Below are 11,921 nucleotides of genomic sequence, written 5' to 3'. Positions count from 1 at the left end.
CGGCGTGTCGCAGTTCACGGAACGCACCGTCATGGATCATTACTTCTCTTTCTCAATTGACAATCATTATCATTCAACATAATTTGTCGCTCGATGTGTAGGACACCCCCTCCCCCAGGCGTCCCACTAACCTATTGGCAGCAAGGTGATTTCCATGACGGAACAAGTATCCACAAGCAGGTGCGATTCACCGCTACTTCAGGCATTCGTCGACAATCGACTGATACTGGTCAAGATTGCAGCCCGCATTACCGGCTGTCGGTCACGCGCCGAAGATGTGGTGCAGGATGCGTTCTTCCGGCTGCAATCGGCGCCACCGATCACGTCGTCGATCAAGGCCCAGTTGAGTTATCTGTTCCAGATCGTGCGCAATCTGGCCATCGATCACTACCGCAAACAGGCGCTGGAGCAGAAGTACGCCGGCCCCGAGGAGGAAGGGTTGAACGTGGTCATTCAAGGCGCCTCGCCGGAAACCTCGCACATCAACTTCTCGACCCTGGAACACATTGCCGATGCGCTGACCGAGCTGCCGGTCCGCACGCGTTACGCCTTCGAGATGTATCGTCTGCACGGCGTGCCGCAAAAGGACATCGCCAAGGAACTCGGCGTTTCGCCGACCCTGGTCAACTTCATGATTCGCGATGCACTGGTGCATTGCCGCAAGGTTTCGGGCAGCCGTGCAGAAGCCATGGCTGCCAACCGTCGCTGACGCCACGCCATTCCAAAAAAAAGATCGCAGCCTTCGTTGAAGGGCTGCGATCTTTTTTGTTTCAGCCAGGCATCACGCCAGTTTGCAGCGATCGAAAAACCGCTCGCGCCCCAGGATCATCAGCGCCGCGCGCTTGTGCGGAAAGTCGAATTCCTTTTCACAGTGGAAACACTGGTTGTGCATGTGGCCGATCATCTTCGCGTTGTCGGCACGCGGCTCGGCGACGACGCGCTGGGTGCGCGGATCATCCAGAAACAGGTAATGCACCAGCGCCGACAGCCAGCTCGCCACTTTGTGCGGGCCGCGATGGTCTTCCTCTCCGACCAGCATGTGAATGCCCCGGTCGTAGTTATCGGCGTCGTAGAACGGCGCGATACGATCTTCCTTGGCCCAGTAGGCTTCGAAATAGGCAAACGGCTGATCATCGAAACAACCGATCAGGGTCAGGGTGTGCGGATCGGCCTCGAGTTTGCTCAGGTACTCGCGGTGCTGTTCAAGACTGCCCTCTTCCTGCCAGAAACTGGCGACTCGCGGGCTGTTCTGCCAGCGGTTGAAACGCGCAAGATCCTGCTCGATCTCAACCGTACGCAAAGAAATCCACGCGCCAAGGCGCGCATCGAAACGCCGATAGACTTCGCCGCGCGGCTTCACCGGGCGCAGCGGATGTCGTTTGCCGTTGCTGATGACCATTTGCTGCGGATAGCTGCCGGTCAACGAGGTGCCCAGCCACGGTTGCGGCAATTGCCAGAACAGCGTGCGCTCGCAGCGATACTCACCCGCCACGTCAGTGCCCACCAGTAAACCGCTCAGCAGGGCTTCGGTCGGTGCCTGATCCAGTCGCCATATCAATTGCTGACACGCCGGATCCCGGGCAAACAGCCAATAGCACGCTGCCCACAGCGCCTGGCCCGGTGGCAAGGCGTAGCGCTCATCGATCTGGATCGGCCCATGGCCTTCACGATCGAGGCGCAGGCGAATCAGCGGTTGCCCGTCCAGGCTCAGGCTCAGGCGGCATTCAGTGGCATCGGCTATCAATTGACGGCCCGAGGGCAAGGCCAGGGCAGTCAGGTCATTCAGATTGGACATGGGGCGGGCTCACGATATTCGTCGACAGTTCAACGATGGGACGTGAGCCAGGCCGCCAAATTTAGTCCGCCTGCCAAAAACCGGGTGTCAGTGATGAGGAACCGGCACCACGGCAATCCTGTACGGCTCGAAGATCTTCAGCATCTGGCCGTTATCGCGCAAACCCTGCAGCAATTTGCCGAACGCCTCGCCGGTGATCGGCGCTTTCGGGCTGAGAATGGCGTAGTGATGGTAGATCTGGTCGATGCGCTGCGACACCAGCAACTCATCACGCACCTTTTCGTTGCGCAGCAGGTAATCGAACAGATAAGAACGGGTCACCAACGCAATGTCTGCACGACCGCGCAACACCATCAACAGATTGCTGTCGTGGGAGTAGGTCAGCGTGGCGTTCCAGGTATCGGCAAGGTATTTGGGATCGGCATTGAAGCTGGCGAACTCGTAGTGATAACCGCTGTAAAGCGCCAGGCGTTTGCCCTTGAGATCGGCGAAGTAGTTCTGCTGACGACCGGGTTTGTTCTGCGCAACGAAAATTTCCGCGTCTTCCAGGCCCATGTCGACAGTAACGTGGGGAATGTCTTTCCAGCCCCAGTCCGGGTTTTCAAAGATCGCCATGTCGGTGCGGCCATCCTTGAAATCACCGAATCTTCGCGGAATCGAAGTGGGTACCAGCTCGAAACGGTAGTCGCTCTGCGAGTTGTTCAACGCCGCCACCAGCTCCGGCAACAGACCGGTATCCGCGCCGTTTTCCGGGCGAATGGTGTACGGCGGAAAATGCGCAGCGCCTACCCGAACCACTTGTTCTGCCTCTGCGGGCAATACCCATAACGTAGCCAGCGCTACGAGCATCAGCCCGGCGGCCGTCCGAATTGGCGAAGACTTCAAAACACCCCACTCCCCGAAAAAGTACCGATCAATGCATTCAAACTAGGCGGTTTCGCCCAGTTAGCCAGTTTCCCGGGGCGATAGAAAGCGATTAGCGTTCTTCAAGCACCAGAATCAACGCCTCTTCGGCCAGTTGATCGAGGCTCAGACTGCCACCGGCCCGGAACCAGGTGGTGGTCCAGGACAGCGCGCCTGTGAGAAAACGTCGGGTTATGAACACGTCGCCACGGATGAACCCCGCGTCCTTGGCCTCGCCCAGCACTTGCAGCCAGATATCCTCGTAGATGTCCCGCAGCGCCAGCACCTGGGTCTGGCCTTCTTCGGACAGCGAGCGCCACTCATACACCAGCACCGCCATCGCTTCGCCGCTGCCGCCCATGATCGACTGCAATTCGCAACGGATCAGCGCCAGCACCCGCTCACGTACATTTTTCGCTTCGGCCAGGGCCGCCCGCATCAGCGCCGTGTTGTAGCGAATGGTTTCTTCCATCACGGCCCGCAGGATTTCATCCTTGCTCTTGAAATGATGAAAAATGCTGCCCGACTGAATGCCCACGGCACCGGCCAGGTCGCGCACGGTGGTGCGCTCGTAGCCCTTGTTGCGGAACAGGTGGGCCGCCACTTGCAGCAGTTTGCCGCGAGCGCTGTCCGGGTCGGTCAACCGGCCTTCGTCGACCAGTTCGCGCATGACCTTCAGGGCTTTTTGCTCGTCCACCCGTTCTCTCCTACAGTGGTTCAATCATCTGCTGCCCTGAAATTGCAGGGTTGCGCGGGCAATTTAAGCCGCCGACCACGACCAAGCAAGCGCTTGGGCAGAAGATAATTTCGCCTGTTTACAAACCAAGCGCTTGCTTGGTAGCCTCGATTCACTTCTGCACAGATTGCCGAGTCGGAGATGAAAATGCCCACCACCGTCCGCATCGGATGCGCCAGCGCATTCTGGGGAGACACCTCGACCGCCGCCGCGCAGCTTGTGGCCGGTGGAAAACTGGACTATCTGGTCTTCGACTACCTGGCCGAGATCACCCTGTCGATCATGGCCGGCGCACGCATGAAGGATCCGCAGACCGGATTTGCCGGCGATTTCATCGAAGTCCTCGCGCCCCTGCTGCCGCAACTGGCCGAACAGAAGATTCGCGTCATCAGCAATGCCGGCGGGATCAATCCCCGGGCCTGTGCCGCCGCCCTGCAAGCGGCCTGCGACCAGGCCGGCGTGGCGCTGAAAATCGCGGTGCTGTCGGGCGACGATTTGCAACCGCAATTCAAACACCTCGCCTCTCAAGGCATCACAGAAATGTTCAGCGGTGCACCGCTGCCGCCGATGTGCGTTTCGACCAACGCCTACCTCGGCGCACCGGGCATCGTCGAAGCCCTGCGCCTGGGCGCCGACATCGTCATCACCGGCCGGGTGGTGGACAGCGCAGTGGTCAGTGCTGCGCTGGTGCACGAATTCGGCTGGTCATGGCACGACTACGACAGACTCGCTCAAGCCGCATTGGCCGGGCACATCATCGAATGCGGCGCTCAGTGCACCGGTGGCAACTTCACCGATTGGCGCGACGTGCCGGATTACGAGCACATCGGATTCCCGATCGTCGAGGTAAGCGCCGACGGCCAGTTCATTGTCAGCAAACCCGAAGGCTCCGGCGGACTGGTCACACCGCTGACCGTCGGCGAACAGATGCTCTACGAAATCGGCGATCCGCAGGCTTATCTGTTGCCCGATGTGGTCTGTGATTTCAGTCAGGTCAAGCTTCTGCAACAAGGCGAAAACGCAGTCCGCGTTACCGGCGCCAGAGGCTTGCCACCCAGCAACCAATACAAGGTCAGCGCGACATACCCGGACGGTTTCCGCTGCACCGCCAGTTGCCTGATCGCCGGTATCGATGCGGTGGACAAGGCCCGACGCGTCAGTCAGGCGATCATTGACAAGACCCTGGAAATGCTCGAGCAACGCGGCTGGGGCCCTTACAGCGAAACCCATATCGAACTGCTCGGCAGCGAAGCCACCTACGGCCCCCACGGCCAGCGTCGGGACAGCCGCGAAGTGGTGATCAAACTCGCCGTACGTCACCCGAACAAGCAGGCTTTGATCCTGTTCTCCCGGGAAATTGCCCAGGCCGCCACCGGTATGGCGCCGGGCCTGACCGGAATCGTCGGCGGGCGGCCCACGGTGTATCCGCTGATCCGGCTGTTTTCATTTCTGATCGACAAAAGCGCCTGCACACTGAAGATCGACATCGCCGGCGAATCTCATCCGTTTTCCCTGCCCGCCCCGGCCACCCTCGACAGCCAGAGCTTGCCGCTGCCCCACGAAACACCCAAACCCCAGGGTCGCGCCGACGCCAGCGTGGCGCTGGTGAAACTGGCCGTGGCGCGCTCCGGCGACAAGGGTAACCACAGCAACATCGGCGTGCTGCCACGTCGCCCTGAATACTTGCCGTGGATCGCCGAAGCGCTGACCCCTGCCGTAGTCGTCGACTGGATGAGCCATGTCCTCGACCCGATTCACGGCCGGGTCGAGCGCTGGTATCTGCCGGGTACCCACAGCCTGAATTTCCTGTTGGAAAACGCCCTCGGCGGTGGTGGTGTGGCGAGCCTGCGCATCGACCCGCAAGGCAAGGCCTTCGCCCAGCAGTTGCTGGAAATCCAGATCCCGGTGCCGCAGAGCATCGCCGAACAGTTCGACTAGGGGATTGGCACCATGGCATTCGAATCGATTTTCAAGGCCGGGCTGTTCAGCGGCCAGACGGTGATCGTCACCGGAGGCGGCAGCGGCATCGGACGTTGCACCGCCCACGAACTGGCGGCGCTCGGGGCCAATGTTGTATTGGTCGGACGCAAGCCGGAAAAGCTGCAAGCCGTCGCCGCAGAAATTGCCGAGGACCGTGGCCGGGCGCACTGGAAGTCTTGCGACATTCGTGACGAAGAAGCCGTGAAGACCTTGGTCAGCGAACTGATCCGCGAACACGGACCGATCCATGGGCTGGTCAACAATGCCGGCGGCCAGTACCCCTCCCCCCTGGCCTCGATCAATCAGAAAGGCTTCGAAACCGTGCTGCGCACCAACCTGGTCGGTGGTTTTCTGATGGCCCGGGAAGTGTTCAATCAGTCGATGGGCAAACACGGCGGCAGCATCGTCAATATGCTCGCCGACATGTGGGGCGGCATGCCCGGCATGGGCCATTCCGGGGCAGCCCGTTCGGGCATGGACAATTTCACCAAAACGGCGGCGTTCGAATGGGGTTACGCCGGCGTTCGGGTGAATGCAGTAGCGCCGGGCTGGATAGCTTCCAGCGGCATGGACACTTATGAAGGCGCGTTCAAGGCCGTGATCCCGACCCTGCGCGAATACGTGCCGCTCAAGCGCATCGGTACCGAATCGGAGGTCAGCGCAGCAATTGTGTTTCTGCTCAGCCCTGCCGCCGCGTTCATCAGCGGCAGCACCTTGCGCATCGACGGCGCGGCCAGCCTGGGCAGTCGTGCGTGGCCGCTGCACAAGGCGACCCACAGCGAATCCTTCAACGGCTTTCATCGGGCGTACAGACCAGACGTCTTGAAGGACAAGGAGTAAGCCATGCCGGTCATCCAATCCCAGCTCGATCCACATAGCGAAGCCTTCGCCCGCAACCGCTCAGCCATGCTCGCGGCCATCGAGCAAGTCCGGCAACTCGAACAGAACCTGCTTGACAAGGCTGCCGAGGCCAAGCCGAAATTCGACAAGCGCGGGCAATTGCTGCCCCGTGAACGCCTGAATCTGCTCCTTGACCCGGGCGCACCGTTCCTCGAACTGGCGAGCCTGGCCGGTTACAAACTGCACGACGACAAGGATGGCAGCTCAGCCGGTGGCGGCTTGATCGCCGGCATCGGTTACGTGTCCGGCGTGCGTGCATTGATCGTGGCAAACAACAGCGCGATCAAGGGCGGGACGATCTCCCCGACCGGTCTGAAAAAATCTCTGCGCCTGCAACAGATCGCCCAGGAAAACAAACTGCCGGTCATCACGCTCGCCGAAAGCGGTGGCGCCAACCTCAACTACGCGGCGGAGATATTCGTCGAAGGTGCGCGCAGCTTTGCCAATCAGGCGCGGATGTCGGCGATGGGGTTGCCGCAGATCACCGTGGTGCACGGCTCGGCCACGGCCGGCGGAGCATATCAACCGGGGCTGTCGGATTACGTGGTGGTGGTACGCGGCAAGGCCAAGCTGTTTCTCGCTGGTCCCCCGCTGCTTAAAGCCGCGACCGGCGAAGTGGCCACCGACGAAGAACTGGGCGGCGCCGAGATGCACGCGCAGGTCGCCGGCACCGCCGAGTACCTGGCCGAGAACGATGCCGATGGCGTGCGTCAGGTCAGGGAGATCGTCAGCCTGCTGAACTGGAACGCGCCTCTGCCGCGGCTGCCCGAACCGCAATACAAGGAACCGCTGTACCCCATCGACGAACTGTTGGGGTTGATTCCGGACGACCCGAAAAGGCCCTACGACGTACGCGAAATCATTGCCCGAATCGCCGACGAATCGCGCTTTCTGGAGTTCAAGGGTGAGTTCGATCAGCAGACCATTTGCGGCCACCTGAAAATTCAGGGGCGCGCCTGCGGCTTCATCGGCAACAACGGCCCGATCACGCCCAATGGTGCGAGCAAGGCGGCGCAGTTCATTCAATTGTGTGACCAGAGTCAGACACCGTTGCTGTTTTTCCACAACACCACCGGATTCATGGTCGGCACCGAATCGGAACAGCACGGCGTGATCAAACACGGCTCGAAACTGATCCAGGCCGTCGCCAATGCACGGGTGCCGAAACTCACGATTGTGGTCGGCGGCTCCTACGGTGCGGGGAACTATGCGATGTGCGGGCGTGGGCTCGATCCGCGCTTCATCTTCGCCTGGCCCAACAGCCGCACTGCGGTGATGGGCGGTGCCCAGGCCGGCAAGGTGCTGCGGATCGTCACCGAAGCCAAGCAATTGAAGGACGGTCTGGAACCCGACCCGAAAATGCTCGACATGCTGGAACAGGTCACCGCACAGAAACTCGACAGCCAGTCCACCGCTCTCTACGGCAGCGCCAACCTGTGGGACGACGGGCTGATCGATCCCCGCGACACCCGCACCCTGCTCGGTTACCTGCTGGATATCTGTCACGAAGCCGACATTCGCACGCTGCAAGCCAACAGCTTCGGCGTCAGTCGGTTCTGATTGCCACGGACTCAAGGAGAACAATGACAATGATCTTCACCCCGGAACACGAAGCCCTGCGTCGCACCGTCCGCCAGTTCGTCGAGCACGAGATCAATCCCCATGTCGATGAATGGGAAAAGGCCGGTCGCTTTCCGATTCACGAAATTTTCCGTAAGGCCGGCGACCTCGGTTTGCTGGGGATTTCCAAACCGGAAAAATTCGGCGGCATGGGTCTCGATTACAGCTATTCGATCGTCGCCGCCGAAGAGTTCGGCACCATCCATTGCGGCGGCATTCCAATGTCGATCGGCGTGCAGACCGACATGTGCACGCCCGCCCTCGCCCGCTTCGGCTCCGATGAACTGCGCGACGAATTTCTGCGCCCGGCCATCACCGGCGAGCAGGTCGGCTGCATTGGCGTGTCGGAAGTCGGTGCCGGCTCCGACGTCGCCGGGCTCAAGACCACCGCGCGCAAGGACGGCGACGACTATGTGATCAACGGCAGCAAGATGTGGATCACCAACTCACCGAGCGCCGACTTCATCTGCCTGCTGGCCAACACCTCGGATGACAAGCCGCACGTCAACAAGTCGCTGATCATGGTGCCGATGAACACGCCGGGCATCAGTCTCAGTTCGCACCTGGACAAGCTCGGCATGCGCAGCTCGGAAACCGCCCAGGTGTTTTTCGACAACGTGCGCGTCCCCCAGCGCAATCGCATCGGCCACGAAGGCGCCGGGTTCATGATGCAGATGCTGCAGTTCCAGGAAGAACGCCTGTTTGGCGCGGCCAACATGATCAAGGGTCTGGAATACTGCGTCGACAGCACCATCGAGTACTGCAAGGAGCGCAAGACCTTCGGCAACGCGCTGATCGACAATCAGGTGATCCACTTCCGCCTGGCCGAATTGCAGACCGAAATCGAATGCCTGCGGGCGCTGGTCTATCAAGCCACCGAGCAATACGTCAAAGGCCAGGACGTCACCCGGCTGGCCTCGATGGCCAAGCTCAAGGCCGGGCGCCTGGGCCGCGAAGTCAGCGACAGTTGCCTGCAATACTGGGGCGGCATGGGTTTCATGTGGGACAACCCGGTGGCCCGCGCCTATCGCGACGTACGCCTCGTATCGATTGGCGGCGGTGCCGACGAAATCATGCTGGGGATCATCTGCAAACTGATGGGCATCCTGCCGGGGAAAAAGAAATGACGGCCCTGCCCGATTGCCGGACGCTATTGCTCGAATCCCATAACGGCGTACTGCACATCACCCTCAATCGCCCGGAAAGCCGCAACGCCATGAGCCTGCAAATGGTCGCCGAGTTGCGTGCGGTGCTGACCGCCGTGCGCGATGACCGCAGTGTGCGCGCCCTGGTGCTCAGTGGCGCCGGCGGGCATTTCTGTGCCGGCGGCGACATCAAGGACATGGCCAATGCCCGTGCCCAAGGCAGCGATGCCTATCGGGAGCTGAACCGCGCCTTCGGTTCATTACTGGAAGAAGCGCAGCACGCGCCTCAGGTGCTGATTACCGTTCTGCAGGGCGCGGTGCTCGGGGGCGGTTTCGGGCTGGCGTGCGTCAGCGATATCGCGATGGCCGATCATCAGGCGCAATTCGGTCTGCCGGAAACCAGCCTCGGCCTGTTGCCGGCGCAGATCGCACCTTTTGTGGTGCAGCGCATCGGCCTCACCGAAGCCCGCCGCCTGGCGCTGACCGCCGCCCGTTTCGATGGCCATCAGGCACGGCGCCTGGGGCTTGTGCATTTTGTCGAAGAAGATCCACAGGTGCTGGCCGAACGGCTGGAAGACGTGCTGCAACATGTTCTGTGCTGTGCCCCCGAAGCGAACGCCGCCACCAAAAAACTGCTGCTGGCCAGTGCTGGCCAGCCGTCGAGCGGACTGCTGGATGAAGCGGCGCAACGGTTCAGCGAAGCGGTAACCGGCGCCGAGGGGATCGAAGGCACGATCGCGTTCATGCAGAAGCGCAAACCCGGATGGAGCACCTGACCTTGTGGGAGCGAGCCCGCTCGCGATGAGGACCTTCAATCCACCGCCAGACACGCAGGAAAACTACCATGCCCGCCATCCATAAAATCCTGATCGCCAACCGCGGTGAAATCGCCTGCCGCATCCAGCGCACCGCCCAGGCCCTCGGCTATCGCACGGTTGCGGTATTCAGCGACGCCGACGCCGATGCGCTGCATGTGCGAATGGCGGATCAAGCGGTGCACATCGGCCCGGCGCCGGTGCAGCAGTCCTACCTGAACATCCCGGTCATCCTCGCCGCCGCCCGCCTCAGCGGTGCAGACGCGATCCATCCCGGGTATGGATTCCTCTCGGAAAACGCCGAATTCGCCCGGGCCTGTGAACACGCCGGCCTGACGTTCATCGGCCCCGGCGTCGACGCCATCGAGCTGATGGGCAGCAAGCGTCAATCGAAAATCGCCATGCTTGCCGCCGGCGTGCCGTGCATCGACGGCTATCAAGGCGCCGAGCAGGATGACGCCACCCTGATCCGCGAAGCCGAACGCATCGGTTATCCATTGATGATCAAGGCCAGCGCCGGCGGTGGTGGACGCGGCATGCGTCTGGTGCATCACGCCGAAGAGCTGGCGGCGCAACTGCGCACCGCCCGGTCCGAAGCGATGAACGGATTCGGCAGCGACGAACTGATCCTTGAACAGGCGTTGATCGAACCGCGTCACGTCGAAGTGCAGTTGTTCGGCGACCGACACGGCAACCTGATCTACCTCGGCGAACGGGATTGCTCGATCCAGCGTCGCCATCAGAAGGTCATTGAAGAAGCGCCGTGCCCGGTGATGACCGAAACGCTGCGACAGGCGATGGGCGAAGCGGCGCTCAAGGCCGGGCGCGCGGTGAACTATGTGGGCGCCGGCACAGTGGAGTTTCTGCTCGATGCCCGCGGCCGGTTCTTCTTTCTGGAGATGAATACCCGGCTGCAAGTGGAGCACCCGGTGACCGAATTGATTACCGGGCTGGATCTGGTGGCGTGGCAGCTTCTGGTTGCCGAAGGTCAGCCACTGCCGCTGACCCAGGCGCAGGTGAAACTCGACGGCCACGCCATGGAAGTGCGCCTCTATGCCGAAGATCCGGCACAGGAGTTTCTGCCACAGACCGGTCGGATCGAAAGCTGGGAGCCAGCGCTGAATCGCGGTGCGCGGATTGATCACGGCTTGTTCGAAGGTCAGTCGATCACGCCGTTCTACGACCCGATGCTCGGCAAACTGATCGCCCATGGCGCCACCCGCGAGGAAGCCCGACGCAAACTGTTGTGTGCCGTGCAGGACAGCGTGCTGCTGGGTGTGCAGAGCAATCAGCGGTTGCTCTGCAGTCTGTTGCAGCATCCACAGTTCATCAGCGGCGAATTCGGCACCGGGTTCATACCGCAATATTTCTCCGACCATCCATGTCTGCATCCCCACACACCGGGTGCCGAAGAACTGGCGATCGCGGCGTTGCTGTTCTATCAGTCCGCCGCCGGTCCGCATCGCGCACCTCTGACCGGTTGGCGCAACAATGCCGGCGCGCCGCTGCACTATCTTTTGGGCCTCGACGATCAGACGTGGAACGTGCAACTGCAGCCAGCCGCCCATGGCATCGTTAGGGTTCAGGTCGCTGAACGTGCCTTCGAACTGAGGCTCGTCGAACACGACAAACACTCGATATCGCTGGAAATCGAAGGCCTGCGTCAGCGCCACACCTATCGTCTGCGCAACGACCGGCTCTGGTTGTTCACCCGCCCCGGCAGCCTGCATTTTGTGGATCGAACTCATGCCGTGATCGACAGTCAGACCAGCGTCGGCTCCGGCACCTTGAAAGCCCCGATGGATGGCGCAATCATCGACGTGCTTGTCAGCGAAGGCAGCCCGGTCAGCAAAGGCCAGTTGCTGGTAGTGCTGGAGGCGATGAAAATGGAGCACCCGCTCAAGGCCGGTATCGACGGTGTACTCAAGCGGGTGCAGGTCAAGGTCGGCGATCAGGTAAAAAATCGTCAGGTTCTGTTGCAGGTCGAGTGAGTCGCCGAACGTATCCGTAAGGTTTGACTACGCTCT

At 61.2% G+C, this 11,921-nt stretch carries 10 protein-coding genes; 7 read left to right on the top strand and 3 right to left on the bottom strand.

Annotation, left to right across the window (positions count from 1 at the left end):
• The first annotated feature begins 154 nt into the window (after positions 1 to 154).
• Complete coding sequence (locus tag ACK6BI_RS08140; protein WP_409316644.1) at positions 155 to 709, top strand: RNA polymerase factor sigma-70; 555 nt, start codon at positions 155 to 157, stop codon at positions 707 to 709.
• 72 nt (positions 710 to 781) lie between these two features.
• On the opposite strand, the gene ACK6BI_RS08135 is transcribed toward ACK6BI_RS08140, so the two are convergent.
• From ACK6BI_RS08135 to ACK6BI_RS08125, 3 genes are all read right to left on the bottom strand, one after another.
• The gene (locus ACK6BI_RS08135) at positions 782 to 1,795 is read right to left on the bottom strand and encodes a GNAT family N-acetyltransferase (RefSeq protein ID WP_409316643.1); all 1,014 of its coding nucleotides are present in this window, start codon (positions 1,793 to 1,795) and stop codon (positions 782 to 784) included.
• A gap of 87 nt (positions 1,796 to 1,882) precedes the next feature.
• Positions 1,883 to 2,680, bottom strand: a complete 798-nt coding sequence (locus tag ACK6BI_RS08130) for a substrate-binding periplasmic protein (protein WP_409316642.1) — start codon at positions 2,678 to 2,680, stop codon at positions 1,883 to 1,885.
• A gap of 91 nt (positions 2,681 to 2,771) precedes the next feature.
• Positions 2,772 to 3,395, bottom strand: coding sequence for a TetR/AcrR family transcriptional regulator (locus tag ACK6BI_RS08125; protein WP_409316641.1), 624 nt, complete (start codon positions 3,393 to 3,395; stop codon positions 2,772 to 2,774).
• 186 nt (positions 3,396 to 3,581) lie between these two features.
• On the opposite strand from ACK6BI_RS08125, the gene ACK6BI_RS08120 reads away from it, so the two are divergent.
• From ACK6BI_RS08120 to ACK6BI_RS08095, 6 genes are all read left to right on the top strand, one after another.
• Positions 3,582 to 5,372: an acyclic terpene utilization AtuA family protein gene (locus ACK6BI_RS08120; protein ID WP_409316640.1), complete on the top strand. Its 1,791-nt coding sequence runs from the start codon at positions 3,582 to 3,584 to the stop codon at positions 5,370 to 5,372.
• 12 nt (positions 5,373 to 5,384) lie between these two features.
• Complete coding sequence (locus ACK6BI_RS08115; RefSeq protein ID WP_409316639.1) at positions 5,385 to 6,254, top strand: SDR family oxidoreductase; 870 nt, start codon at positions 5,385 to 5,387, stop codon at positions 6,252 to 6,254.
• A 3-nt stretch (positions 6,255 to 6,257) separates the two neighbouring features.
• Positions 6,258 to 7,874, top strand: a complete 1,617-nt coding sequence (gene atuC, locus ACK6BI_RS08110) for a geranyl-CoA carboxylase subunit beta (RefSeq protein ID WP_409316638.1) — start codon at positions 6,258 to 6,260, stop codon at positions 7,872 to 7,874.
• Positions 7,875 to 7,903: 29 nt separating this feature from the next.
• Positions 7,904 to 9,061, top strand: coding sequence for a citronellyl-CoA dehydrogenase (gene atuD / locus ACK6BI_RS08105; protein WP_085710720.1), 1,158 nt, complete (start codon positions 7,904 to 7,906; stop codon positions 9,059 to 9,061).
• Positions 9,058 to 9,855 (top strand): enoyl-CoA hydratase/isomerase family protein, encoded by a 798-nt coding sequence (locus ACK6BI_RS08100; protein WP_409316637.1) that lies wholly within the window; start codon positions 9,058 to 9,060, stop codon positions 9,853 to 9,855. Before atuD ends, ACK6BI_RS08100 begins: the two co-directional genes overlap by 4 nt.
• Positions 9,856 to 9,923: 68 nt before the next feature.
• Positions 9,924 to 11,885, top strand: coding sequence for an acetyl/propionyl/methylcrotonyl-CoA carboxylase subunit alpha (locus ACK6BI_RS08095; RefSeq protein ID WP_409316636.1), 1,962 nt, complete (start codon positions 9,924 to 9,926; stop codon positions 11,883 to 11,885).
• Positions 11,886 to 11,921 lie beyond the last annotated feature (36 nt).

It is taken from the genome of Pseudomonas sp. KCJK9016, from assembly GCF_046231795.1.
In the GTDB taxonomy this organism is placed as follows: Bacteria; Pseudomonadota; Gammaproteobacteria; order Pseudomonadales; family Pseudomonadaceae; genus Aquipseudomonas; species Aquipseudomonas bananamidigenes.
The sequence above is the reverse complement of the archived record's forward strand: the minus strand, read 5'-3'. Positions and strand labels throughout refer to the sequence as shown.